At 64.6% G+C, this 25,146-nt stretch carries 27 protein-coding genes; 17 read left to right on the top strand and 10 right to left on the bottom strand.

Annotated elements, in window-relative coordinates; all coding sequences use genetic code 11:
* Positions 1-311: 311 nt before the first annotated feature.
* Both ACZ92H_RS14815 and ACZ92H_RS14820 read right to left on the bottom strand, forming a co-directional pair.
* Complete coding sequence (locus ACZ92H_RS14815; RefSeq protein ID WP_465049944.1) at positions 312-959, bottom strand: NrsF family protein; 648 nt, start codon at positions 957-959, stop codon at positions 312-314.
* Positions 956-1,552 carry a sigma-70 family RNA polymerase sigma factor gene (locus ACZ92H_RS14820; RefSeq protein ID WP_465049945.1) on the bottom strand — a complete coding sequence of 199 codons (597 nt, stop codon included), beginning with the start codon at positions 1,550-1,552 and terminating at the stop codon, positions 956-958. The genes ACZ92H_RS14815 and ACZ92H_RS14820 overlap by 4 nt, the downstream gene beginning before the upstream one ends.
* A gap of 130 nt (positions 1,553-1,682) precedes the next feature.
* Between ACZ92H_RS14820 and ACZ92H_RS14825 the strand changes: the two genes are divergently transcribed.
* The 8 genes from ACZ92H_RS14825 (at position 1,683) to ACZ92H_RS14860 (ending at position 7,485) form a co-directional block, all read left to right on the top strand.
* On the top strand, positions 1,683-2,489 hold the full coding sequence (locus ACZ92H_RS14825; RefSeq protein ID WP_465049946.1) for a DUF1223 domain-containing protein: 807 nt from the start codon (positions 1,683-1,685) through the stop codon (positions 2,487-2,489).
* Complete coding sequence (locus tag ACZ92H_RS14830) at positions 2,489-3,082, top strand: cytochrome b/b6 domain-containing protein (RefSeq protein ID WP_465049947.1); 594 nt, start codon at positions 2,489-2,491, stop codon at positions 3,080-3,082. Before ACZ92H_RS14825 ends, ACZ92H_RS14830 begins: the two co-directional genes overlap by 1 nt.
* A 50-nt stretch (positions 3,083-3,132) precedes the next feature.
* Positions 3,133-3,864 (top strand): molybdopterin-dependent oxidoreductase, encoded by a 732-nt coding sequence (locus ACZ92H_RS14835; protein WP_465050061.1) that lies wholly within the window; start codon positions 3,133-3,135, stop codon positions 3,862-3,864.
* Between the two features lie 184 nt (positions 3,865-4,048).
* Entirely contained in the window at positions 4,049-4,336 is a 288-nt protein-coding gene (locus ACZ92H_RS14840; RefSeq protein ID WP_465049948.1) for a pentapeptide MXKDX repeat protein, read from the top strand.
* A gap of 141 nt (positions 4,337-4,477) precedes the next feature.
* The gene (locus tag ACZ92H_RS14845) at positions 4,478-5,104 is read left to right on the top strand and encodes an energy transducer TonB (protein ID WP_465049949.1); all 627 of its coding nucleotides are present in this window, start codon (positions 4,478-4,480) and stop codon (positions 5,102-5,104) included.
* Positions 5,105-5,142: 38 nt separating this feature from the next.
* Complete coding sequence (locus tag ACZ92H_RS14850) at positions 5,143-6,351, top strand: MFS transporter (protein ID WP_465049950.1); 1,209 nt, start codon at positions 5,143-5,145, stop codon at positions 6,349-6,351.
* Between the two features lie 152 nt (positions 6,352-6,503).
* Positions 6,504-6,857, top strand: a complete 354-nt coding sequence (locus ACZ92H_RS14855; RefSeq protein ID WP_465050063.1) for an ankyrin repeat domain-containing protein — start codon at positions 6,504-6,506, stop codon at positions 6,855-6,857.
* The gene (locus tag ACZ92H_RS14860; RefSeq protein ID WP_465049951.1) at positions 6,844-7,485 is read left to right on the top strand and encodes a CatA-like O-acetyltransferase; all 642 of its coding nucleotides are present in this window, start codon (positions 6,844-6,846) and stop codon (positions 7,483-7,485) included. The genes ACZ92H_RS14855 and ACZ92H_RS14860 overlap by 14 nt, the downstream gene beginning before the upstream one ends.
* Here ACZ92H_RS14860 and ACZ92H_RS14865 read toward each other — a convergent pair.
* A complete protein-coding gene (locus tag ACZ92H_RS14865; RefSeq protein WP_465049952.1) occupies positions 7,482-8,240 on the bottom strand; it encodes an AraC family transcriptional regulator in 759 nt (252 codons plus the stop codon). The genes ACZ92H_RS14860 and ACZ92H_RS14865 overlap by 4 nt on opposite strands.
* A gap of 84 nt (positions 8,241-8,324) precedes the next feature.
* Between ACZ92H_RS14865 and ACZ92H_RS14870 the strand changes: the two genes are divergently transcribed.
* Complete coding sequence (locus ACZ92H_RS14870) at positions 8,325-9,092, top strand: alpha/beta fold hydrolase (protein WP_465049953.1); 768 nt, start codon at positions 8,325-8,327, stop codon at positions 9,090-9,092.
* On the opposite strand, the gene ACZ92H_RS14875 is transcribed toward ACZ92H_RS14870, so the two are convergent.
* Both ACZ92H_RS14875 and ACZ92H_RS14880 read right to left on the bottom strand, forming a co-directional pair.
* Positions 9,093-9,734, bottom strand: a complete 642-nt coding sequence (locus tag ACZ92H_RS14875) for a LysE family translocator (protein WP_465049954.1) — start codon at positions 9,732-9,734, stop codon at positions 9,093-9,095. It lies immediately after the preceding gene.
* A 115-nt stretch (positions 9,735-9,849) separates the two neighbouring features.
* A complete protein-coding gene (locus ACZ92H_RS14880) occupies positions 9,850-10,929 on the bottom strand; it encodes a YeiH family protein (RefSeq protein ID WP_465049955.1) in 1,080 nt (359 codons plus the stop codon).
* Positions 10,930-11,044: 115 nt separating this feature from the next.
* Between ACZ92H_RS14880 and ACZ92H_RS14885 the strand changes: the two genes are divergently transcribed.
* Positions 11,045-11,947, top strand: a complete 903-nt coding sequence (locus tag ACZ92H_RS14885; protein ID WP_465049956.1) for a LysR family transcriptional regulator — start codon at positions 11,045-11,047, stop codon at positions 11,945-11,947.
* Positions 11,948-11,992: 45 nt separating this feature from the next.
* On the opposite strand, the gene ACZ92H_RS14890 is transcribed toward ACZ92H_RS14885, so the two are convergent.
* Positions 11,993-13,105, bottom strand: coding sequence for a flavodoxin family protein (locus ACZ92H_RS14890; RefSeq protein ID WP_465049957.1), 1,113 nt, complete (start codon positions 13,103-13,105; stop codon positions 11,993-11,995).
* 128 nt (positions 13,106-13,233) lie between these two features.
* On the opposite strand from ACZ92H_RS14890, the gene ACZ92H_RS14895 reads away from it, so the two are divergent.
* Together ACZ92H_RS14895 and ACZ92H_RS14900 are read left to right on the top strand one after the other, a co-directional pair.
* Positions 13,234-13,800 (top strand): helix-turn-helix domain-containing protein, encoded by a 567-nt coding sequence (locus ACZ92H_RS14895; protein WP_465049958.1) that lies wholly within the window; start codon positions 13,234-13,236, stop codon positions 13,798-13,800.
* A gap of 7 nt (positions 13,801-13,807) precedes the next feature.
* Positions 13,808-14,347 (top strand): GNAT family N-acetyltransferase, encoded by a 540-nt coding sequence (locus ACZ92H_RS14900; RefSeq protein ID WP_465049959.1) that lies wholly within the window; start codon positions 13,808-13,810, stop codon positions 14,345-14,347.
* Between the two features lie 21 nt (positions 14,348-14,368).
* Here the strand turns inward: ACZ92H_RS14900 and ACZ92H_RS14905 are convergent, their stop codons facing one another.
* Positions 14,369-15,808 carry a methyl-accepting chemotaxis protein gene (locus ACZ92H_RS14905; RefSeq protein WP_465049960.1) on the bottom strand — a complete coding sequence of 480 codons (1,440 nt, stop codon included), beginning with the start codon at positions 15,806-15,808 and terminating at the stop codon, positions 14,369-14,371.
* A gap of 331 nt (positions 15,809-16,139) precedes the next feature.
* Between ACZ92H_RS14905 and ACZ92H_RS14910 the strand changes: the two genes are divergently transcribed.
* Positions 16,140-16,403, top strand: a complete 264-nt coding sequence (locus ACZ92H_RS14910; protein ID WP_465049961.1) for a DUF378 domain-containing protein — start codon at positions 16,140-16,142, stop codon at positions 16,401-16,403.
* Positions 16,404-16,412: 9 nt separating this feature from the next.
* The gene (locus ACZ92H_RS14915; RefSeq protein ID WP_465049962.1) at positions 16,413-16,763 is read left to right on the top strand and encodes a DUF8129 domain-containing protein; all 351 of its coding nucleotides are present in this window, start codon (positions 16,413-16,415) and stop codon (positions 16,761-16,763) included.
* A 265-nt stretch (positions 16,764-17,028) separates the two neighbouring features.
* On the opposite strand, the gene ACZ92H_RS14920 is transcribed toward ACZ92H_RS14915, so the two are convergent.
* Entirely contained in the window at positions 17,029-17,463 is a 435-nt protein-coding gene (locus tag ACZ92H_RS14920) for a c-type cytochrome (RefSeq protein WP_465049963.1), read from the bottom strand.
* Between the two features lie 228 nt (positions 17,464-17,691).
* On the bottom strand, positions 17,692-18,570 hold the full coding sequence (locus ACZ92H_RS14925) for an EamA family transporter (protein ID WP_465049964.1): 879 nt from the start codon (positions 18,568-18,570) through the stop codon (positions 17,692-17,694).
* 310 nt (positions 18,571-18,880) lie between these two features.
* On the opposite strand from ACZ92H_RS14925, the gene ACZ92H_RS14930 reads away from it, so the two are divergent.
* The 3 genes from ACZ92H_RS14930 (at position 18,881) to ACZ92H_RS14940 (ending at position 23,192) form a co-directional block, all read left to right on the top strand.
* Positions 18,881-19,144 (top strand): hypothetical protein, encoded by a 264-nt coding sequence (locus ACZ92H_RS14930; RefSeq protein ID WP_465049965.1) that lies wholly within the window; start codon positions 18,881-18,883, stop codon positions 19,142-19,144.
* Positions 19,145-19,787: 643 nt separating this feature from the next.
* On the top strand, positions 19,788-22,685 hold the full coding sequence (locus ACZ92H_RS14935; RefSeq protein WP_465049966.1) for an ImpA family metalloprotease: 2,898 nt from the start codon (positions 19,788-19,790) through the stop codon (positions 22,683-22,685).
* 111 nt (positions 22,686-22,796) lie between these two features.
* Entirely contained in the window at positions 22,797-23,192 is a 396-nt protein-coding gene (locus ACZ92H_RS14940) for a hypothetical protein (RefSeq protein WP_465049967.1), read from the top strand.
* An 84-nt stretch (positions 23,193-23,276) separates the two neighbouring features.
* Here ACZ92H_RS14940 and ACZ92H_RS14945 read toward each other — a convergent pair whose 3' ends face one another.
* Entirely contained in the window at positions 23,277-25,136 is a 1,860-nt protein-coding gene (locus ACZ92H_RS14945) for a phytase (RefSeq protein WP_465049968.1), read from the bottom strand.
* Positions 25,137-25,146 lie beyond the last annotated feature (10 nt).

Genomic DNA, 25,146 nt, shown 5'->3' on the forward strand with positions numbered 1-25,146 from the left:
GCCAGCACGATCAGATTCAATTTCCCACGATTTATTTTTTGGTGGCGGAATGAACGGCCGTCGGATCGTCAGTGGCTGGCGCACGAGATCGAATCTACGCGTATCTTGCACGCTAGTAAGAATAAATATTTTGTGGACAAGAAAAGACAGCTCGGTGGCCGCTGGCGATAGCCGCTTGCACTATGCCGGCGCGTGTGCAGGGGCACGCGGGCAAGCGCAGAAGTGCGTGAGAATGCGTGATTTTGCGGATATGAAGTCGATAGACGCAAAAAAGCCGCTTGACCGGCTGGCCGCTTGCGGCGACAGTGCGCTTACCAGGCCAGCGCCTTGGGGCCGATGGCGGCGCCGATGGCGGTGGGCACGAGCATGCCCAGCACATACCAGAAGCCGACGAAGCTGGCGGCCATTTCCGGGCAGTGCAGGCAGTAGACGAGGGCGGCCATGCCGCCGGCGGCAAACCCGGCAGCGGCACCCGCCAGGCGCAGGCGCGTGGGCGCCAGCTGGCGCATCAGGCGCAGCACGGCGGCCAGGATGGGCAGCGACAGCATGGCGATCAGCAGCGGGCAGCTGCGCCAGGTGGCGCCCCAGAACAGCTCGGCCCGTTGTTCGGCGGGCGCTTCCTGCAAGATGATGGCGCCCAGCGCCCACATCAGGAACAAGGGCACGGCGATGAGCAGGGGCAGGGCGCGCGTCGGCGCACCCGGCACGCACAGGCGGCGGCTGACATGCCAGGCCGCCAGGGAGAGAACAATGACGAAACCGACCTTGATCCAGAAGTCCGGCAGCAGGGCCAGCTGTTCCAGGTTGGGGCGCACGCCCAGCAGCATGGCCATCAGCGCCACGCTGGCCAGCATGCCTGCGCCCAGGGTGGCGCTGGCGCGCCAGTACGCGCCCGGCGGCGGCGCGGCGGCCACGTCCGGGCCGCTGGCCAGCATGGCGATCAAGTCATCGGTTTTCATGGTGCGATCCCTTCATTGCTTGTCCTTATGTTGGCCGCCAGTGCCTTCAAGCCGCGATGCACGGCCACTTTGACGCTGGCTTCCGAAATATGCATGGCGGCTGCCGTGTCGCGCACGGACCAGCCATCGAGCTTGGTATGCACGATGGCGTCGCGCTGCTGCGCCGGCAGGGTCTGCAGCAATTGCGCCAGGTCGCGGCTGGCCTCGGCCGCCTCGGCATCGGCGCTGGAAAACAGTTCCTGCGTACCGTCTTCTTCGTCATACGGCAAGTGCTGCGCCTCGCGGCGCGCATGCCGGCGCAGCCAGTCGATCAGTTTATAGCGCGCGATCGCGTGGATCCACGACGTCAGCGGCACGCCCGTGTCATATGTCAGGCGCTGGTTGTGGATGGCCAGCAGACACTCCTGTACCAGGTCTTCCACCTCGTCCGGCCAGCGCTGCAGGCGCCGCCGCAGGAAGGCGCGCAAGTGGCCGCTGGTAGCCTGCAGGAAGCTGCGGTAAGCCAACGCATCGCCGTCGAGCCCGCGCAGCATCAAGCCATGCAGCCGCAATTCCGTGCCATGCAGGTGTTCGCTTACGGGTATTCGTTGCATGCAGGCCTTTGGTGACAGGCGTTGAAAAAAATAAATCTCAAATTATTTGCTGGCGGCTGTAACCAATCCGCATGCGGCGTCGAATTGACTGGCAAGCACGCTTCTTAATTCAATATACCGGTGAAAGACCATGGACATCAAGCACCGCCTTGCAACATTCCTTTTACCCGTGCTGGGCACGGTCGTGGCAGGGCCGGCCATGGCGCAAATGGCTGGCGGCCAGGCCTGCGCCGTGAAAAGCGGGCCGCAGACGGCGGCGCTGGTGGAGCTGTACAGCAGCGAAGGCTGCTCCAGCTGCCCGCCCGCGGACCAGCGCCTGAACGCCCTGCGCCAGGAAGCAGGGGCGTCCAGCCTGATCGTGCCCCTGGCCCTGCACGTCACGTACTGGGACCAGATCGGCTGGAAAGACCCGCTGGCGCAGCCGCAGTTCGATGCGCGCCAGGCCGGCCTGCTGCGCCACCAGCCGCGCCACGTGGCCTACACGCCACAGTTTTTCGTCGGCGGCACGGAATTGCGCAACTGGGATGCGCAGCTGCCGACGGCCATCCGCCGCATCAATGCGACGGGCGCGCCCGTCAACATCAGCTTGAGCGCCACGCCGGGGCCGGACGGCAAGCTGCTGCTGGAAGCGCAGGCGGCGGCGCCCGATGCGCGCACCAGCGGCGAGCTGTACCTGGCCATCAGCGAAAGCGGCATCGTCTCGACCGTGTTGCGCGGCGAAAACCGCGGCGCCACCCTGCACCACGACGCGGCCGTGCGGCTGTGGCTGGGGCCCGTGGCGCTGGCGCAGGGCCGTGCCCGGCTGCGCCGTGAAGTCACGCTGCCCGCCAGCTGGCGCCCCGAGCGCCTGCAAGTGGTGGCCTTCGTGCAGCGGCCCGACAGCAGCGCCATCCTGCAAGCCGTCAGCACGGCGCAATGCGCCCAGGGAGTCCTGTGATGCCTGCCCACACCACCATCCACCCCGCCTGGCTGCGTATCACGCACTGGCTCAATGCCGTGGCCGTCGTCGTGCTGGCCACCAGCGGCTGGCGCATCTATAACGCGGCGCCATTCTTTCCATTCGAACTGCCGCGCGCGCTGACCCTGGGCGGCTGGCTGGGCGGCGCCCTGCAATGGCACTTCGCCGCCATGTGGCTGCTGGCGGCCAATGGCCTGCTGTATCTGCTGATCAATATTGCCTCGGGACGCCTGCGGCGCCAGTTCTTTCCGCTTTCGCCGCGCCTGCTGCTGGCCGACTTCATCGCTGCCTTGAAAGGCAGGCTGGCGCATGCGGACCCGCGCCACTACAACATGGTGCAGCGCGCCGCCTACTTGTTCGTCATGCTCGACTGCATCGTGCTGGTGCTGTCCGGGCTGGTGTTGTGGAAATCCGTGCAGTTTCCCCTGCTGCGCGAGCTGATGGGCGGCTACGAGGGCGCGCGCCGCGTGCATTTCATCGCCATGGCGCTGCTGGCGGGCTTTGTCGGCGTGCATCTGGTAATGGTGGCGCTGGTGCCGCGCACCTTGCTGGCCATGCTGCGGGGACGCTAAAGGAGATGAGCATGAAAAAAACCATCATCGTGCAGGAACAGGGCCAGGCCATGCTGGCGGACGCCCTGCGCAGGATAGAGCAGCCGTCGCGGCGCCTGTTCCTGCAGCGCGGCCTGACCCTGGGCGGCTTGTCCTTGCTGACGGGCTGCAATGTCAGCGACGCTGCCAGCATCGATACGGCCCTGGCTGCCGTGTCGCGCATGAACGACCGGGTACAGGGCTGGCTCTTCGATCCGAACAAACTGGCGCCGACGTATCCCGATTCCATGATTACCCGGCCGTTTCCATTCAACGCGTATTACGGCGAGGACGAGGTGGAAGAGGTCGATGGCGACGCCTGGCGGCTGGAATTGAGCGGCCTGGTCGCCGACAAAAGGCCGTGGAGCTTGCCGCAGCTGCGCGCCTTGCCGCAGGAAACGCAAGTCACGCGCCACATCTGCGTGGAAGGCTGGAGCGCCATCGGCAAGTGGGGCGGCGTGCCGTTCGCCCACTTCCTGAAGCGTATCGGCGCCGACACGACGGCGAAATACATCGGCTTCAAGTGCGCCGACGATTACTTTACCAGCATCGACATGGCCACGGCCCTGCATCCGCAAACCATCATGGCCCTGAGCTACGACGGCCGGGAATTGCCGCCCAAGTACGGCTACCCGATGAAACTGCGCATGCCGACCAAGCTGGGCTACAAGAATCCCAAGCATATCCAGGCCATGTTCGTCACGAACACCTATCCGGGAGGGTATTGGGAGGACCAGGGCTACAACTGGTTCGGCGGTTCCTAGGAAGACGCCAAAGGCGGCCATGTTGCCTTGCCTTGCCGTACCAGGCGTACTGCCTGCGGCAATGCGCCTGGCCCTGACCACCTCCCGGCCTTCCTGTTATTTATTAGCAAGCAGCACCCGTAGCACGGCAACAGCTTTACCACCGGGCAATCTCGCCCATCCAACACTGAGACAAGGACATATCATGAAAACCACCATCACCGCCATCCTCGCTTCCGCCATCCTCCTGTCGGGCGCCGCCTTCGCCCAGGACGCCATGAAGAAAGACCCGATGGCCAAGGACGCCTCGGCCGATGCCATGCACAAGGATGCGATGGACAAGGATGGCATGAAAAAACCGATGGCGAAGAAGCATATGAAGAAGGACCACATGGCCAAGGATGGCATGGCAAAAGACGGCATGAAGAAAGATGCTATGAAAAAGGATGAAATGAAGAAGGATGCGATGGACAAGGATGCGATGGCCAAATAAGCGGGCAGGCAAGGTTCGCACAGGCAGGCGCGCCATCGTTGCACGGTGGCGCGCCTGCCGTCGCTTGGCCAGCGGCTTGCTGGCATGCATGACAATTTGCTAAAATTGAAAAATTATTCAATAGCAATTGCTGGAGTAACGATGCCGATGCATGAAGCAAGCTTCCCATTCCGCCGTGTGGCAGCGGTGCTGGCCATCCTGCCCGGGCTTGGCCAGGCGATGCCGGGCGCGACCTGTCCGCCGCAAGTGTATCCGCAGGAAGCGCGCCGGTATGAGCTCGATGGCAAGACGACCATGCGCTTTTCCGTAGGGCAGGATGGCAAGGTGGCAACGGCGTCCGTGGCACGCAGTTCGGGGTGGAAAATGTTGGACGATGCGGCGCTGAGCAATGTGCGCCAGTGCGTGTTCCCGGCTGACAGGGGGGGCAAGGAAACTTTTAGTGTTCAATATGCATGGCACCTGGACGATACCGAGCTCTTGCGTCCCTTGCTGGTGCCCGGCAGCTGCCAGCCTTCCCGCCGCGTCCAGGGCTATAACAATCTCGACAAGTCGGCCAGCAATGACAGCGGCGTCGTGCTGCGCATGTTGATCGGCAGCGAAGGCGTCCCTGCGCGCATCGTGGCCGAAGCGCCGGGCCTGCCAGCGGAACTGGTCGAGGCGGCTGTAACCTATGTGCAGGGTTGCCGTTTTGCCATCGATCCTGAGGTGGCTGGCACGCGCAGCTGGAGCACGTATGGCAAGGTGCTGCTGCACCGCCAGCCCCTGTAGTAAGCTTGCGCTGTCCACATCGTTTTTCTGCCGAAGTCATGACCGAACCATCCGCCGCCGCTGTTGCCGCCGTATCTTCTCCTTCCGATAAATCCCTGCGCCGCCGTTCGCTGTTCGCCGCCTGCAGCGCGCATGCCGTGCATGACGGCTTGACGGACGTGATCTACGTACTTCTGCCCATCTGGCAGGCGCAGTTTGCCATCAGCTATGCGATGGTGGGGCTGCTGCGGGGATCGTATTCGGGCATGATGGCCGGTTTCCAGCTGCTGGCCAGCCGCCTGGCGAAACGCTGGGGGCGCGAGCGCATGCTGGTGGGCGGCACGGCGCTGGCCGGCATCGCCTATCTCGTCGCGGGGCAGGCGGGCGGCCTGGCCGTGCTGCTGCTCGCCTTGCTGCTGGGCGGCCTGGGCGCCAGCACCCAGCATCCGCTGGCCTCGTCCATCGTCACGGACACGCACGAGGCCGGCGGCGGCGTGAAGGAAGCGCTGTCGCACTACAATTTCGCCGGCGATATCGGCAAGACCCTGATTCCCGCGCTCGTGGGCTTGCTGTTGCTGGTGTGCAGCTGGCAAGCGAGCGTCTCCTTGCTGGGACTGCTGGGCCTGGCGGCGGCCGGCCTGCTGTGGTGGCTGCTGCCCAAGCCGGGCGATATCCGGGCCAGCCAGAAGAAAGTCATCAAGCCCATGGCGGGCGGCGGGTCGCCTGCCAGCTTCCGTGCCTTGCTGGCCACGGGCACCCTGGACAGCGCCGTGCGCATGGGGTTTCTGACCTTTTTGCCATTTTTATTGAAAAGCAAGGGCGCTGGCACGGCCGGCATCGGCGTGGCCCTGTCCCTGCTGTTTGTGGGCGGCGCCTTCGGCAAGCTGCTGTGCGGCTACCTGGGGGCGCGCATCGGCATGATGAAGACCGTGTGGCTGACGGAATCGATGACTTCGCTGCTGGTCGTGGCGGCCCTGTGGCTGCCGCTGGCCGGCATCATGGCCATGCTGCCCTTGCTGGGCCTGGCGCTGAATGGCACCTCGTCCGTGCTGTACGGCGTGGTGCCGGAACTGGCCGAACCCGGCAAGCGCGAGCATGCGTTCGCCCTGTTTTATACTGGCAGCATCGGCGGCGGGGCGCTGTCGCCCGTGCTGTTCGGCGCGCTGGGCGACCAGGCCGGCGTGCCCACGGCCCTGCTGGCGCTGGCGGCGCTGTTGCTGCTGACCTTGCCGCTGGCGTGGAAGGTGCAGCGGGGCTTGCCCACATGAGGCAAGGCAATGGCCGGCACATGGCAGCAGACGATTGGTTTGTGCGGGAGCAGTTGCACCGCGCCGCGCAGGACGGCGACCTGAAGGAAATGCGGCGCCTGCTAGACGCCGGTTTTGCGTCGCAGCTGTTCGATGAGCTGAGCTAGACGCCCCTGCATGACGCCGTCGCGGGCGAACATTACCGCGCCGTCGCATTGCTGCTCGCTGCCGGCACACCCGTCAAGATTCATCAAGAAGACCGGATAGGCGAAACGCCATTGAGCCTGGCCGTGCAGGGTGATTATGTGGAAATGGTGGCGCTGCTGCTGCGCCATGGCGCGGACCCGGACATCCCCGGCCGGGCGGGGCTGACGGCGCGGCTGCGCGCGCAAGCGCAAGGACGATGCGGGCATGCACATTGCCGCACTGCTGCAATCCCATGCGCCGGCGCGCGCCAGGTGATGGCCGGCATGCCCGCTTGCCCGCGCGCACCCCATCGTCTACACTCGCCGCATGAAAAATTTTGAAAAGCGGCGCGACCGCTATGACTTGTTCCGCAAGTTTGACAATCCCCTCGTCAACATCAATTTCCAGCTCGACGTGCCGGATTTCCGGTCCTGGTGTAAGGAACGGGAAATTCCCGTGTTCCACTTCTTCCTGTTCTGCGTGCTGAACACGGTGAAGGAAATCGATCAGTTCATGTACCGCATCTACCAGGGCGAGGTGATCAGGATCGACGATTTTCCTGCCTCGTACACCGTCATCAATGGCGACGAAAACCTCAACTACACGCGCTTCACCATGACGGACCAGCTGGACCTGTTCATCGCGCGCAGCCTGGCAGCGAAGCGCAGCGCCGAAGCCAGCTCCGCGCTGATCAACACGGGCGAAGGCGAGAGCGAGCGCGAGCAGCGCAACAACATCTTCATCACCTGTCTGCCATGGCTGGAGCTGGCCGCCATCGAGCATCCCGTCTACCGTCACCGCGACGCCGATATCCCCACCTTTACCTGGGGAAAATTCGGCCCCGCACAGGACGATGGCCGCATGCGCATCCCGTTTTCCGCGCAGGCCCATCACGGCTTCGTCGATGGCTACCATGTGCAGAAACTGGCGCAGGAGCTGTCGCAGCGCATCGCCGCCATCATCGCCTAGCCCAGATAGTCGCTGGGCGCCTGGCCCAGCACGCGGCGAAACGCGGCCGTGAAGGCGCTGGGGCTGGCATAGCCCAGGTCCAGCGCGATGCGCGTGACGGCCTGGCCCTCGGCCAGCCGCATGACGGCGGCCAGCAGGCAGGCTTGCTGGCGCCACTGGGCAAAGCCCAGTCCCGTCTGCTCGCGGAAATGCCGGGTGAACGTGCGCCGGCTCATGCCCGCCTGCGCCGCCATCGCATCGAGGCTGCTGTCGAGGCTGGGCTGCCGCAACAGCTGCGTGCACAGCCGCGCCAGCCTGGCGTCCTGCGGCAGGGGCGCGCTCAGGGGCAAGGGCGCCATGGCGGCGATTTCATCGAGCAGCAAGGCCATCAGCCGGCCCGCGCGCGACGCCTGCGCATACGCGCCATCGACCTTGACGGCTTCCTGCAGCAACTGGCGCAGCAGGGGCGACGCGTCCAGTACCTGGCAGTGGGATGGCAAGCCCGCCGCGGCGGCTGCCTTGTCGTCAATGAATACATTGTGCATGGTCACGGCGCCATGCATGCGCATGCCGTGGGCGAGCCCCGCCGGGACCCAGCAGGCGCGCTGCGGCGGCACCAGCCAGCTGCCCTGCGGCGTGTGCACGCTGATGGTGCCCTGGGCTGCATAGGCGAATTGCCCCCGCGCATGGCTGTGGCGGGGGAAGATGTCGCCTGGGCCATAGTCGCGCGCCGTGGCGATCAAGGGGCGCGGCACTTCCGTATAAAAATCATCCATGGCCCGTACTCTACAGTATTTGGCCTGTTGTCGCGAGCGGGCCGCTCGGCGGACGCTTACCATCCTCTCTTTTCAGGAGGGTGCATGCACAATACTTATCACCGCGTGGGTGCGGGTCCCCACGCCGTCATCGTCCTGCACGGCTGGTTCGGCGACGCGCATGCGTTTGCGCCCATGGAAGGGGGCCTCGACGGCGCCGCTTTCACATATATCTTCATGGACAGCCGCGGCTATGGCGGCATGCGCGGCGCGGCGGGCGCGTATTCGATGGACGAGATCGCCGGCGATGCGCTGGCGCTGGCCGATGCGCTGGGATTTGCCACCTTCAGCGCGGTCGGCCACTCGATGGGCGGCATGGTGCTGGAAAAACTGGCCTTGCTGGCGCCGCGGCGCCTGCGCAAGCTGGTGGCCGTGGCGCCCGTGCCCGGCTGCGGCGTGGCCTTCGATGCGGCGGGCCGCGCGGCGTTTCTTGCCGCTCGCGATAGCCTGGCGGCGCGGCGCGCCATCATCGACCGCAGCACGGGTGGCCGCTTGCCCGCCAGCTGGCTGGACTGGAAGGCGCAATACTCATGGGATAGTTCGGACCCGGCCGCGTTCGCCCGCTATTTTCTCGCGTGGAGCGAAACGGATTTCAGCGGGGAAGTGCGGCGGGCGGCGCCGCAACTGCCCGTGCTGGCGCTGGTGGGGGAGCACGATCCCCGCTTCAATGCGGCTCTGATGCGCCGCACGTATCTGGCGTGGTACCCGCAGGCCAGGCTGGAAGTGCTGGCCAATGCGGGACACTACCCGATGAATGAAACGCCGCTGGCACTGGCGGCCAGCATCGAGGCGTTTTTATCGGAGCAAGGCTAGTTACGCCGTCTTGGCGCGCAGGCGCAGCAGGCTCAGGCCCAGCAGCACGAAGGCGCCGCCGCAGATGCGGTTGAACAGCCTGGCGCGCCCCGGCGTGGCAAGCTGGGTTTTCAGCAGGCGCGCCAGGTTGGCGTAGAACAAATGGGCCAGCATGGCGCAGGCGACAAACGAGGTCGTCAGCACGGTGAACTGGATGGCCACGGGTTCGCCCGGCGTGATGAATTGCGGGAACAGGGCCGAGAAGAACAGGATGGCTTTCGGGTTCGTCAGCGCCACCGTCAAGCCCTGGCGGAACAGTTTCCAGAACGAATTGGGATTCGCCGCGCCTTGCACCAGGGGCGCCGCGGCCACGATGCTGGCCTTGCTGCGCCACTGCTTGATGCCCAGGTACACCAGGTACAGGGCGCCAGCCAGTTTCAGCAGCATGAAGGCCGTGGCCGAGGTGGCCAGCACGACGCCCATGCCGGCCATGGCCACGCCGGAAATGATGAACAGGCCAAAACCATTGCCCATGCTGCTGATCATCGCCCGGCGCGGGCCGACGGCGATGGCATTCGAGATGGCCAGCAGGACGGCCGGGCCGGGGGAAAACGTGACGAGCAGGGCAACGCTGCAGAAAAGCAGCCAGTTCGAGAGATGCATGGATATTCCTGGGTGGGGCCGGGGCCGGTTCGAGAGTCAACACACGCGTATTGTACGAAGTTTTCGGCTCCCTTGCCGGCGGCCCCGCCTGGCGCAAACCCCGCCTCGCCTCAATTCATGCAAACAGGCCCGTCACCACGTGATTGATGGCGGCGCCGCCGGCGATCAGCCAGCAGAACAGCAGGCCGGCCAGCAGCAGGGGCTTGATGCCGGCGCGGCGGATGGCCGACATATGCGTCGTCAAGCCCAGGGCCGCCATGGCCATGGCCAGCAGGGCCGTGTCGATATCGGTGATGGTGGCCACCACGCCGCCCGACAGCCAGCCCAGCGAATTGAAGGCGACGACGGCGATGAAGATGAAGGCGAACCAGGGGATGGCCAGCTTGGCCGCCTTGCCGTCGCCGCCGCCCGCCCTGGCCTTGCCGCGCGCCAGCACGGCCGACAGGATGACGAGGAATGGCGCCAGCATCATCACGCGCACCATCTTGGCGATCACGGCAGCATTCGCCGTCTCTTGCCCGATCGACTTGCCGGCCGCCACCACCTGCGCCACTTCATGCACGGTCGAGCCGATGTACACGCCGAACGCGGAAGGTGTTGCCGCCAGCACATGCCAGCCCAGGTTCAACTGGTACAGCAGGGGGTACAGGAAGATGGCGATGGTGCCGAACACCACGACGGTCGACACGGCCACGGTGACGTCTTCGCTGCGCCCCTTGACGACGGGTTCCGTCGCCATGACGGCAGCCGCGCCGCAGATCGAGCTGCCGGCGCCGATCAGGATGGCGCTGTTGCGTTCCAGCTTGAAGACCCTGGTGCCGAGGAACATGGCCAGGCCAAATGTCGACGTCAGCACCAGCGCGTCGATGGCGATGCCGGCCAGGCCCACCTGGCCGATGTCCTGGAAGGTCAGGCGGAAGCCGTACAAAATGATGCCCAGGCGCAATAATGTTTGCTTGGAAAACGCCACGCCCGCGCCACAGGCAGGCGCCAGGCGCGCATACACGCTGTTGCCGAGGACGATGCCGAGGATGATGGCCAGGGTCAGGGCGCTCATGCCGTGGTTTTGCATCCATGCCAGCTTGCCCAGCTGGATGGCGCCATAGGCGATCACGCCGCTCAGCAGCAGGCCGGGCAGCAAACGGCCGTAGCGGTCGCTGACACTGTTGGTATTCGTGGTCGATAGGGATGACATGCCGTGCTCCATGGTTCTTGGTTCGTATGGCATGACTGTACAGCTCGGCAATTAAATGGTAAAATGGATTGTTTTTGTATGTTTAACCTGAAAAATAGGTAATTGGGGGGGCGCCATGGCTTTGACCTTGCGGCAACTGCAGATTTTCCTCGCCGTGGCGGACACGGGCAGCACCAGCGCGGCCGCGGAACAGATCGCGCTGTCGCAGTCGGCCACCAGCGCGGCGCTGAATGAACTGGAAACCTTGCTGGGCGCGCAGCTGTTCGACCGGGTGGGCAAGCGACTCGTGCTCAATGATAATGGCCGCCTGCTGCTGCCGCAGGCGCGGCAAATGCGCGACGCCGCCGCCAGCATCGAGCGCCAGTTCGCGGGCGCCGACCCGTCCGTGCCCGTCAGCCTGCAGATCGGCGCCAGCACCACCATCGGCATCTACCTGCTGCCGCAGATCCTGGCGCAGGCGGCGCAGCAGTACGGGCGCAGCATTCCGCAAGTGACCATCGCCAACACGGCCGACATCGCCGCCGCCGTGGCGGAGTTCCGTGTCGATATCGGCCTGATCGAAGGCCCGTGCCACGAAGCGGGCTTGCTGGTGGAGCCGTGGCTGACGGACCAGATGCTGATCGTGGCGGCGCCCACGCATCCGCTGGCGCAGCTGCGCCACCTGCTCAGCTTTGCGGAGCTGAACCAGGCGGGCTGGCTGCTGCGCGAGGCGGGCTCGGGCACGCGCGAAGCGGTGGAGCAGGCCCTGGTGCCGTACTTGCACTACCTGCGCGCCGCTGGCGAATTCAGCAATTCGGAAGCCATCAAGTATGGCGCGGCGGCGGGGCTGGGCATCGCCTGCCTGTCGCGGGTCGTGGTGGCCGATCTGCTGGCCAGCGGGCAACTGGTGGAACTGGAGACCATGCTGCCGCCCCTGGAGCGCAACTTTTACCTGATCCGCCAGTCTAAAAAGATCCTCTCGCCCCGCTTGACGGGCTTCCTGGAACTGTGCCGCCACGCCACGCGCATCGCGGGGTAGGAGATGTTGTCACTTCGCTTGTCACGTCGCTTGTCACGTTGCTTGTCACTTCGGTCTAGGCGGCGGTAGCCCCGCATCCGGTGGCGCCAGCGTGCCGGCGCGCTGGCGCTTGACGGCTTCGGCCACGGCGCGCGCCACGTTGCGCACTTCTTCCTGCATGGCCGTGTCGCGGTCCAGGGTTTCATGGCTTTGCGCATAGCTGTCGTAATAGCCGATGTAGCGGTCCAGGCGCGACTTGGCGCCCGCGTCGACCAGGCCCATCCAGTCCAGCCAGTCCGACAGCCCCCGCCGCACGCCTTCGATGCCGGCCACGTCGCCATGCACGACGAGGCCATACGCGCGCCCGGCCAGGTGTTTCGGATAATCCCAGCCATTCAACTCCAGCGCCTTCGCTTCCACGGCCTTCTTGCCGTGCGTGGACGTGGGGTCCGGGTTGCCGCCATCGGCGCACACCAGCCGGTCTATCATCAGCTTGAGCACGCTGGGCGTCTGGTACCAGTACACGGGCGTGACGATGATGACGGCATGCGCGGCCGTCCAGCGTTCGTAAATGTCCGCCATCCAGTCATTCGTCTGCCGTTCGCCATGGTTGGGGTAGCAGCTGCATGGCCAGTGGCACAAGGGCATGGCCGTCGAGACACAGCCCTTGCAGGGGTGAATGTGCAAGTCATACGCGGAAGTGAGCAGGCTCAGGTCCAGCACGTCCGCTTCGATATTGTCGGCCTGCAGCACTTCCCTGGCCCATTGCGTCATGCGCCAGCTTTTCGAGATTTCGCCGGGGCAAGAACCGTCATTGCGCGCCGCGCCGCAGATCAGCAGCACGCGCGATGGCGTGGCGGTATCCTTCTGGCGCGCCTCGGCGGCCAGGAGGCGGTCGCGCGTGGCTTTCCATTCCACCGACAAGTCGTAGTCGGGATCCGCAAAACCCGGTCCCGCTTTCTGCGTGACGGGCGCCTTGCGGCCGTCCTGGTAATTCTTCCACGCCACTTCCTCCACCTGCACCAGCGCGCCGCGCACGGCGTCAAACGTGGGATCGGCGTACGATCGGATGAACTGCAAATGAAATTCGACCCTGCCCAGCGGTTTGGGCGCCTGGCCCTGGCGCGGCGTCGGGACGGGAATGGCGGGGGGCGTGGCATTCGGGGGAGTGGCGGACATGGCTTCTCCTTGGTCAGATAGGGTATGTTGCAGCGGCGCGCGCCGCTGGTCTGTGCGTTGAGCAACTGTCGCGCATGGATAAGCACCGCCGCTTGCCATATTTCCTATTTTGGGATAAATTCCCATATATGGAAAATAATGATGAAAGCAATACAGAACAGCGCCTGGCGCAGCGCTTGAAACAATTGCGCGTGGAACAGGGCTGGTCGCTGGACCAGCTGGCGAAGGCGAGCGAAGTCAGCCGTGCCACCTTGTCGCGCCTGGAAAACGGCGAAGTCAGCCCGACCACGGCCGTGCTGGGCAAGCTGTGCGCCGCCTACGGGCTGGCCATGTCGCGCTTGCTGCGCATGGTGGAAGACGGCTTTCCGCCCGTGCTGCGGCGCGCCCAGCAAAGCGTGTGGAGCGATCCGGACGCGGGCTTTCGCCGCCGCGGCGTCTCGCCCCCGTCGCGCGCGCTGGCCGGCGAAGCGCTCGAATGCGAGCTGGACGCTGACGCGACGATCGCCTATGCCGCCTCGCCCCGGCCCGGCATGGAACACCATCTGCTGCTGCAAGAAGGCGCGCTGCGCGTGACGGTCGATGGCCAATCGCACGACTTGCTGCCTGGCGACTGCCTGCGCTACCAGTTGCACGGCGCCAGCGCCTTCGTTACGCCGCCCGGCAGCGGCGCCCGCTATTTCCTGTTCATCGTCTGAGGCCGCCATGCAAGCATCACTGCGTCTGTTTACCTCCACCGATATTCGTCAGCGCCTGCCGGAACTGGGCGCCTTGCTGCAAGCGTGCGTGCACGACGGCGCCAGCATCGGTTTCATCCTGCCGTTCGACGCGGCGGCCAGCCAGGCCTTCTGGACGGAGAATGTCTTGCCCGCCGTCACGCGCGGCGTGCGCCTGCTGCTGGTGGCCGAGGTGGAAGGCAAGGTGGCGGGCGCCGTGCAGCTGGACTGGGATACCAATCCCAACCAGGTTCACCGGGCCGAGGTGCGCAAGCTGCTGGTCGCCCCTGCGCTGCGCCGGCGCGGCATCGCCCGCCAGCTGATGCAGGCCGTCGAAGCGCGGGCGCGCGAACTGCCGCGCAGCCTCCTGACCCTGGACACGCGCAGCAGCGACCACGCGGAAGGGCTGTATCTGTCACTGGGCTATGTGGTGGCAGGCAGCATTCCCGCATATGCGCTGGCGCCGGCGGGCGACCGGCTCGACGCCACCACCATCCTGTACAAGCAGCTACAGCAAGCGGGGCGCTAGGACGGCATCAGGCACGGGAACTCAGGCTTTCAGGCGCGCTCTAACGGATGGCCGGCGCGCTGGCGCCCTGGCGCCGGCGGCGGGTTCCCGCGCCGCGACAAGGCTGATGGCGGCGGGCGCGTGGGCGCTTGCCGACGAGTTGCCAACTGACTGGCCGGCAGCTTGGTTCCCTGCCTGGCCCGCTTCATGGCCCAGCTTGAAGATGCTTACGGTGCCCGACAGCTCGGTGGCACGCTGCTGCATGCCCGCCGCGGCCGTCGACGCCTGCTCCACCAGCGCAGCGTTTTCCTGCGTCACGTGTTCCATCTGCACGATGGCCGCATTGACTTGCTCGATGCCGGACAATTGCTCGCCGCTGGCCATGCTGATTTCGCCCATGATGTCCGTCACGCGGTGCACGCTGGCGACGATGTCGCGCATGGTGGCGCCGGCCGTGTCGACCAGGCGCGCGCCCGCGTCGACACGCTCGACGGAGTCGCCGATCAACTGCTTGATTTCCTTTGCCGCGCCCGCCGAACGCTGCGCCAGGCTGCGCACCTCGCTGGCGACGACGGCAAAGCCGCGCCCCTGTTCACCGGCGCGTGCCGCTTCCACGGCCGCGTTCAGGGCCAGGATATTCGTCTGGAAGGCGATGGCGTCGATGACGCCGATGATGTCGACGATCTTTTTCGATGAGGCATTGATCGACGACATGGTCTCGACCACCTGCGCCACCACCGTGCCCCCTTTGCCCGCCACTTCGGCGGCCGATTGCGCCAGCTGGTTGGCTTGCCGCGCATTGTCGGCGTTTTGCTTGACGGTGCCAGTCAGCTCTTCCATGGAGGCAGCCGTCCGTTCCAGCGCGCTTGCTTGCGCCTGCGTGCGCTGCGACAAGTCCAGATTGCCCGCGGCAATGTCTGCCGAGGCGCCCGCGATATCCTGCGTGCCGCCCCGCACTTCGCCGACGATGTTAATCAGGCTGGCATTCATTTCCTTGAGTGCCTGCAGCAACTGGCCCACCTCATCGCGGGATTCGACGCGGATATTGCCGCTCAGGTCGCCACCAGCCACCTTGCGCGCCACCTTGACGGCATGCCGCAGGGGGCGCACGATGCCGCTGCTGATGAACCACGCCGTGACCAGGCTGAGCATGCCGCCGACCACGCCCAGCGCGATGACCAGGGTGTTCGTGCTCCGGGCCTGGCCGATGGCCGCATCGGCCGCCGCGCGCATCTGCCGGGATTGCTCCGCGATCTGCCGGTCGATGCCGCGCAGGCCGGCCTCGTCGGTGGCCGGGGCCTGCGTGCGCAAGGCATGCAATTGCTCGATGCGCGCATAGCGCTGGTACACGCTGGCATCGATTTCCCCGCTTGCCGTCGACAGTTGCCAGGTGCTGATGATCACCACGACGGCCAGCAATAGCGACGTGAGCAGAAAGCCTGTTGTCAGGCGTACACCGATGCGTATATTCGAAATATTCATGTCCCCTCAGCGGTTGTCCCATGGTGGCCGCCAGCCTTTAGCCAGGCGAATCGCGGCGCTGTTGCCCCTGAAGTTGCTGGGGTGAAATGAGTGTAGCAGCGCGGTACTAAGTAATCTATAAATATTTCCATATTGGAATTTTTTGCTGATTATTAAGCAACACCAGCCCATCCGACGTCGGTTTGCATCACGGTAGACAATCAGGAGTTTTCCTACTCATCACGGCGGGATTGTCCGACTAGTCATTTCGCCGCTCGTGCCTACACTCCAATCCTGGCCTGCCGGCTGCTGCCGGCGGTGCGATCAATGATGTACTACCAAGGAGGCCGAGATGGCGAATATACAATCGGGAACGGAGGGAACAGTGCGCACGGAACTGACGGCCATGCGCCTCAATGCGCTGGACTGGGTTGCCATGGCGCTGCTGATCGTGGGCGGCTTGAACTGGGGCCTGGTGGGCCTGTTCGACATCGACGTGGTGGCGCGCATCCTGGGCGTCATGACGACGGCGTCGCGCACGGTGTACATTCTGGTGGGGCTGGCCGCCATCTATTCGATCTACCTGTGCGTGCGCAAGCTGCCCGCCAAGCCCTAGGGGAAACCCATGCCTGTTGGTGCCAAGCCCAAGCGTGAACGCGAATTCAAGAAACTGGAAAAAGAGTTCAAGCAGGACGGACGCTACCCGGGCCGTGAAGAACAGGTCGCGGCCCGCATCGTGAACAAGCAAAGGGCGCAGGCGGGTGAAACGCAGGCGGGGCAGCTTGGGCAGCGGGCGGGCAAGCCCAGGCGCGCGCCTCCTGAACAGGGGCTGCCGTTCGACGGCTACCAGTACCTGACGGTGGCGCAGATCCGCGACCGGCTGGCCGGCTTGTCCGCCGCCCAGCTGCAACGGCTGCGTGCGTACGAGGCGGCGCACAAGAAGCGCAAGGGTGTGTTGCAGGCGCTGGGGGACTGAGCTGGGGAACTGAGTGGGCAAGGGGAGTTGGCAGCTGCGGGCGGGCCGGACAGCGCAAAGCTGGGCCGTGACTTGCGTGCCGCGTATTCGTGCCGCGTATTCGTGCTTTATTCGTGCCGTATTCGTGCCGTATTGTGCCTTGCGATACTGCCATAGGGTGGCGTTGCCAATCGTGAGCCTGCCGTGTGCTGCATATCTACACGCTTGGCTTGCGCCAGGTTTTTACATTTGTTTTCTGATTTGCGTTGCCGTTTTTTTCGCAGCGTTATTGCGTGCGCAGATAGGCCAGCAAATCGGCTACCTGCTGCGTGTTGCCGATACCCCAGAAACGCATGTTATTGCCGGGGATGAAGTCGCTGGGCGCTTTCAGGAAGGCGGCCAGGTTTTGCTCCGTCCACACGATATTCGCGTTTTTCATTGCTGTTGAGTATCGGTAATCGGTGGTGGCGCCGGCTTTGCGGCCGATCACGCCTGACAGCTTGGGGCCGAAGCCGCCGCGCGCCGAAGGCCCTACCTGGTGGCAGGACGCGCACTTGCGAAACGCGGCCTTGCCCGCTTCGGCGTTGCCTTTCAGGGCAGGTGGCGTGGCGGCATGGCTGGCGGCGCTTTGCGCGAGCAGCAGTGCCGCGGCGGCGAGAGCGCCAGCGCGGCGCGCATGGGACGGTAAAGACTGGAACGGTAAATGGAACGGTAATGTCATCGGTGGGGCGTGCAGGCAGTCGGACAGGCGCAACATGGCAGGGGATGGCGTATTTTACAGGCCGCTATCAAAACCTGCCATTAGCCAGCCATCAGCCTGTCATAAGCTGCCCATCGACACGGGCAAGCGTTCGGCAGGCGGGGACAGGTGCGTGGCAGCAGGCCGAAAGGCATCGCCGGCCTTGCCCGTATCTGACCAGGCGACTGACAGGCCGACAAGCTGCGCGCCTTAGCGCCTGCCGCCTTGCGCTCCCAGCGCTGCCATGGCCGAAGCAAACACGATGCAGCCGATGGCCAGCCACTGTGTCAGGCTGAGCATTTCTCCCAGCACGAGCATGGCGGCCAGCGCGCTGACGGCGGGCGCCGCGCTGCTGAACATGCCGAATACGCCTTGCGGCAGGCGGCGCAGGGCAAAGATTTCCAGTGAGTACGGCAGGGCGCTGGACAGCATGGCGATCGCCAGGCCCAGCAGGGCGACCGACGGCATCAGCAGGGCCGTGCCGGAATACGCGACGCCGATGGGCACCGTCACCAGTGCCGCCACCGTCATGCCCCAGGCCACGGCTTGGCCGCCCTGCAAGGTGGAGGCGCGCTTGCCGAAGATGATGTACAGCGCCCAGCACAGCGCCGCCCCCAGCGCATAGGCGACGCCAACCGGGTCCAGGCTGCCCGGGCTGCCTTGCAGGGGCAGCAGCAAATACAAGCCAACCATGGCGCAGGCCACGGCCAGCAGGTCGCGCGGCCGGCGCGACGACAGCATGGCCACGGCCAGCGGTCCCGTCACCTCGATCGCCACTGCGATACCGATCGGTATCAGCGCAAACGCGCGGTAAATCAGCAAGTTCATCAATCCCAGCACGGAACCGTAGACCAGCAGGTTGAGCACATCCTTGCGCGTCAGGCGGAAACGCCAGGGGCGGAAGATGGCCAGCAGGATCAGGGCCGAAAAGCCGACCCGGTATGCCGTGATGCCTTCCACGCCGATCACAGGAAACAGGTTTTTCGCGATCGCCGCCCCCAGGTTGACGGAAATCTGCCCTCCCAACACGGCCAGGGAAGGAAGCAGGATGCTGTCGGGGAGGGGAGTGGTGGAGGCAGGGGAGGTCATGGGGCGACATTTTAATACGCCGGAGCCTGGCAGTCGCCAGAAATTGCCGGGGATATCGTCGCCGCCCTGTCAGGGCGGGATGGCCTTGCAAGGAAGGCGTGCTTCCCCGCTGGCATGCGGCCATCGCGCTCGCCCGGCCGACGCCCGTCTGCCTGCCATCGTCTCCCGCCTGTAAACCGGCAAGCCCAAGCGATGCAATGGATGCCATTCCTGATTCCCTGTCCCGCAGTGCCGCGCGGTGCTGGCTGCGCGTTGCCGCTGAGCCACACGCCATGGGTGGCGGCGGCGTGATGGCGGGAATGCCAGAATAATGATGTTAATGGCAATGGCAAGAATTTCTGGCCGTAAAGCTTATCCGCAGCATCGAAAACTGGCAGGGCGCATGGCTGGCGAAGTTGGCGGAAGTATTTTGTCAATTTCACTGATTATTTGCTATTTATCGCATTGCCTTGATAATGCCTGGACTGCATTGATTAACCGGTTTTGTTTGCAATCCGGCTTATGCGCCGGCTTTGTTCCTTATTTTCGTGGCATATTTTTATTTGCTTGGCAGAAGAATAGTATGAGAAAATAAAAATGAATCAATTCATAAAGTTATTCATATAAACCGTATTTTATTGTGAATTCATTATTCGATTATTGTTTTTGATAATGCCAGGCGTCGCAGATGCCGGGCCACCTGGCTGGCAGGGCGTTGCATGGCGACACCATGTGGCAGCCCGCGCCAGCGGCAAGGATAGGCTCGGCCCCATTGGCCGGATGCGGCCGATATCAATATCGGTATCTGCGGCGATGGTAATTGGCATCACTGCGCTGCGGACTGTTATTCGGCGCTTGCCGGCGATGGCGGACCAGCCAGTGCCGGGAGCCGCTCATAATATTATCCTGGCGATTATTGAATATATGAAAATACGGTAGGGCATGTGATTTTATGGCATCGCCTGCAAGGGTGGGATTATGTTGTTTTAGCAGGTTTCGCAGCATCATCATTGATTCATCACGTCTTGTTTCGAAAAGTATAAAACCAATAAATCCATGCTGACGGAATGGGGGCAAGTTAACTTCCGGGAAACGAATGTAATTGTTTGGCCAATTACAGTGGTCATGCCGCAAGGCACGAACCGCTGATGCCGGCTGGCACACGCAGGCGTTGATCGGGACGTGCCGCAGTACCGGCTTGCCCGCCTTCGGTTACAGCATCACATCAGGGAAACTCAATGAAACAAATCCTCAGGCCAGTCATGGTCTTGGCCATGGTGTCCGCGCTTGCCGCTTGCGGTGGCGGTGGAACGAGCGGCAGCAGCACGAGTAACGGCAATATTCAAATCGGCAGCGGCGGCAGCACTGGCGGCGCCGTCGATACCGGCACTGGCGGCGCGGGCAATGGCGGAACGGCTGGCGATGGCGGCACCGGCAGTGGTAATGGCACCGGCAGCGGCAGCGATAACGGCGCTGGCTCCGGCGCCGACGGCGACGCCAATGGCAATCCCGCCACACTGCGCATCAGCGCTGCCCTGGCCAGCGGCAATCCCGCCGGTTTGCAAGGCGCCGATGCCAGCAGCCTGCTGGAGCAAGCCATTGCCGAAGCCAGCGGCAAGAACAGCGGCCACATGAACGCGCTGAGATCCATTTACGGCAATGGCAATGAAGGCCTCAACCTGGCGCTGAACGTGGGGACCAGCAGCAGCGCCATCATCGGCGTCCTCGCGTCGACGACGGCGACGCCGTACATCGTGTCGGACAGCGGCGCCGGTATCGCGGCACTGAGCAACAATGGCGCCGGCCGCGGCATGGCATACGGCGCCGACGTGCTGCAGTGGATGGCGGGCACGAGCAAGGAACAGCAGCACTATCCCCAGTTCCTGCGCGCCTTCACGTGGCTGATGACGGGGTCGGGCACGGGCACCTTGCCGGCGACGATCAAGTACGCCAGCGCGGGCTACACCGCGTCCTACGTGAAGAACTTCATTAGCCGCACGGGCAAGACGCCGGCGGCCGTCGATTGCGCCGTCGCCGACAGCAGCAACACGTGCTGGGTGAATGCCGACCTGATCGTCTTTGGCGGCAGCGTGCCGGCAAGCGCGGGCTTGAGCGCGCTGGTGCAGAAATACCTGGCCGCCGGCAAGGCCGTGATCTATATGCACCCGAACTGGACACAATCGGCGGGCGGCATCCAGGTGCTGGCAGCCATGGGCATGACCCTGGGCGGCTATCCGGGCAATTATTACGCGGCCGCCAGCGGCGTGTCCGTGTCGTCCAGCCGCACGGTGGCGCAGTCGCTGAGCGCGGCCGACAAGCTGGGCGCGCTGGTGGCATCGCTGGGCTTGCTGCAGCAGGGCACGCTGAACGTGAACCTGGCCACCGACAGTTCCGCCGTCACGCCATTCAAGACCATGCTGGGCGAACTGGCCGCCATCAATGGCGCCGGCGTCAACATTTTTGCGGGCGACAGCACTTATCTGCTGCACCGCCTGCTGGTGCTGTGGGCGGACACGCAGCGCGGCGCGATTACCTACGGCAACATCAGCCGCGCCCTTCCTGTGCCGTTCTTGCGCACCTATGCCAGCGACGCCTTTTTGTGGTTCGGACGGGGCGCCACCACGGCGGCCACGGCCGGGCAGGGCGACTACATGCCTGCCGTCGCGCAAACCCTCGTGCCGAGCAGCGACTGGGAAGACATCGAGGTAACATTGCCGCAGACGAGCGGCATCACCCTGATTGGCCGCGGCGCCTTGCCTGCCAAGGGCGTGCAGGTCGAAGTGCTCGACGCGGCCGGCGCGGCCAGCCTGGGCATCCAGACCAGCTACCTGCGCAGCTGGGGCAATCCATTGACGGACGCGGCCAATACCTATGCGCGTCCCCTGCAGCCCCATTCGTTCAGCGTGCCATTGGGCAAAGGCACCGTGCCGTTCGTCACGCCGAATGGCGGGCCGCTGATGCTCAGCTATAGCGGCGCGACGGCCGACACGGTGGTCAAGCTGCGCATCAAGGGCGTGGTCAGCTACGCGCACTTCGACTACACGCGCAGCATGAGCAACAGCGAACTGGCCCAGGCATCGGCCGCCTTGACGGCTGGCACGTTCGGCTGGCAGACGACCAAGGTGTCGGGCGGCGAAATCCAGCAAATCATCAAGTTTGCGCAAAAGGTGATCGGCAATACGGCCCCTGACGTGTATGCGAACAAGTCCATCCGCGACGGCCTGTTCATGAGCAACCACATCACCAACGGCTACAACGACGCCGGCATGACGGCCACCGTCAGCGCGCTGTGCAGCAATTTTGCCTGGACTTGCGATGGCAGCGTGCACAAGCAGCCGCTGGTGCAGCACTTCGTCGGCTGGATCGCCACCTGCGGCTTCCTGTGTTCAGGCAATCCCATCGATGGCGCGGCAGGCATCGACCTGGGCTGGGGTTATGCGCATGAAATGGGCCATAACACGGTGCAGCGCGTCATGCGCATCATGCCCGACGGCACGCATGGCTGCGGCGTGGAGTGCGACAACAACATCCTTGCCAGCGCCACGGCATTGCGGGTGTATGACTTGCACGGGCTGGAGATCAGCAGCGGCCATCCGCTCGACCATGCAGGCCTGTACGCGGCCGTCGTGGCCAACCGCGCCACGGGATTGACGGGCGATGCGTTAGTTGCCAACATGCAAAAGCGCGTGTGGACGGACAGCGGACAGGACGTCATGCGCGCCGTGCACTTCCAGCTGGCTTTCCAGTTCACCCGCTACCGCGGCGCACTGGCGTCACCCAGCATGCCGGCGACCCTGGACTACTTCAGCCTGTTGACCAAGGGCGACCGCCTGGTGGCCAAGGACTTCAGCACCGCCACGGCGGCGCGCTACGGCATGGGACGCTACGCCACGAACAGCATCAGCAATCACGACTTGCTGTACGTGCTCAGTTCCAAGATCATCGGCCGCGACATGCGCCAGCTGTTCTGGATGTATGGCCTGGCGCCAAGCAGCGACGCGCTCAGCTCCGTCGCCGACCTGGGTCTGCCGCTGGCGCCGCGCAGCTTCTATGCGCTGCCGGCCGGCAAGCACAACCAGCTTGCCACCGGCAAGTGGGTGGACCTGGAAAGCGGCACGCCCGCCTGGCCGTACTGACCGTTGCGTGAACCCGGCTCTCCCGCGCGACGCAGGGGGGCGGGGTTTGCTACACTCGCGGCCGGGGCAGGCTTGCCCCCACAGGCACAGGTCAATGAGGAGCGGTAGCGCATGCGTATTTTCAGTATCGGTGACACCAATTTTGCGGTGGATGCGAGGAAATCGCGCATCCGGCTCGATGCGCTGGACAATGGCATGGTGGAGATCGATATCGATATCCATGGCGACGACGAGGTGTTCATGCGCTTGACGGAACCGGAAGACGGGGAATGGTCGTGGGCACTCCATCCTCCCGCCTTTTTCCTGCACGGTCTGAAGATACCGCAAGGCGCGGCCGTCACCGGTCCCCTTGAGCGCCATGCCGATGCCGGGGATTCCGGCATCTACATGATGGAGTACGGCGACATATCGGCCGTCGACATCATGGAATTGTCCGCGCGGCGCCTGGCCGTGTCGGGCATGGTGGACTTGTCTGGCAAGCGCTTGCCATTTCTTATATCTTATTGATCTGCCGCGCAGCGGGCAGGGCGCTTGCGCTGCGCGGGGCAGGAACCGGCAGGAACCGGCAGGACCGGCCCCGTTGCGGCGACTTTACTCCAGCGTCAAGGCCTTCGCCACATCTGCCCACGCTACATACTTAAAGTTCTGCGGGCCATCGGGCAGGCGCTTGTAGCCGTCCTGGATCACCAGCATGCCTTGCGCATACGCGCCGCCCAGGTTGGCGGAGGTGACGTCGATGCCGTCCGTTTCCGACGTGCCGTCGATGCCGGCCTGTAAATTGAATCCCACCCTGAAGCGTCCGCGCACCTGGTATGGCGCAGCGGCATCGAGCACCACGTAGCTGCTGTCGCCCTGGCTGGAGACGACCAGGTAGCCGGTGTTTGCCTTGGCGCCAGGCTGGCGGTAGATGGCCATGCCTTCCACGTCGGCGCTCAGGTGCGGGCCGACGGGCAAGACCATGGCCAGCGCGTCCGGCCTGGCGGCATCGGCGGAGGTGGTCCACACGCCGCGCGTTTCCTCGCCCAGGAACAGGCGGGCGTTGGCGTCGTCGGCCACGCAGCCTTCCGGTTGCGTGGCGACCTTGAAGCTGCGCAGCAGGCTGGCGGTGAACCTGTCGCCATCCATTCCGATCCGGTACTGCTGGAAGGTGCCGTCCTTGTCATTGATGAAGGCTTCCACGCCGCCGCTGGCCGGCTGGTACAAACACATGCCGTAGATGCTTTTCAAGCCGGTAGGGAAACGGCCCGCTTCCGCCACCACGCCTTCGGCATTGATGGTAAACAGCATCATGCTGTTGTCATCGCGCTGCGTGGCCACGGCCAGGTCAACCTTCCTGTCGCCCAGGGCGATGTTCTGCCGCGCGTCGACGTTGTTCAGGCGGCCCACTTCCAGCAGCTGGGTTTGCTTGCCCTGCAGGTCGTAAACCAATAAGCCCTGTTTCTTGTTGGTGCCGAGGATGCGCGCGTGGGCCGGATCGCTGGCCAGCCAGATGGCCGGATCATCGGCGGCGTCGCCCTGGCGCGCCATCGGTTCCGTCTGCGCCTGCGGCGCGATGATGGCGACGGCGGGCTGCGTTTGCGCCTTGCCCGTCCATTTCAAGGGACGCGCCTGCCAGCCATTCTTGTCGCGCAACAACAAGGCATGCGCATCGAGCGCCAGCTGGCTTTCGCCCTTGCGCACGTTCAAGGCCACCGTTTGCGCTGGCTGGGCCGACCACCGTCCGTCCTGACGGGCGAACAGGTGCAGCTTTTCCGCCTTGCCGTCGAGCACGGCCACGCCGCCTGGCAGCACGGCCAGGGCGCCGGCGCCGCCTTCCAGCTGGCCATACGGCTTGCGCAGGGCGACCACTTCGCGCTTGCCCATGCCTTCGGACTCGGCGTCATACGCCCACACGCCCATGTTCGATTCGCTTACCAGCAGGCGCCGGGCGCCGTCGTCCGCCCGGCAATGCTTGGCGTGCGGCGGCAAGGCCAGCCTGCGCACCAGCTGGCGCTGCCCGCCCTGCATCACCCACTGCTCCGCTTGGCCATCCTTGCCGATCAAAAATAAATGATCGAGCTGCTGGGCGTCGCGGTACAAACACGACGCTTCCACGGAAAAGCCCGGCACAGGGAACGGCGCCAGTTTCAGCAGCTTGCCGGCCTGCACGTCGACGGACACGGGCAGCGGGCGCTGCGTGTCCGCTTCCAGGAAGACGGCCAGCACCTTGCCGGCATCGATGCGCGTGTCGAGCTGCTTGGCGCGCACGGTGATGCGGTCCTGCTCCTGGCCTGCGGCGTTGAACAGGCGCAAGCCGTGCTTGTCCAGGGTCAGCCAGCCGCCGCCGGGCAGGCGGGCCAGTTCTTCCGCCTCCTGTGTGAAGGAAGGCAAAGCGTTGGCGGGAGCGGCTTGCGCCGCGCCCGCTAGGCAAAAGGCGGCCAGCAAAGCGCTGCAGAGTACGGTTTTTTTCATGGTATTTACG

The sequence above is a fragment of the Janthinobacterium foliorum genome (assembly GCF_978021625.1).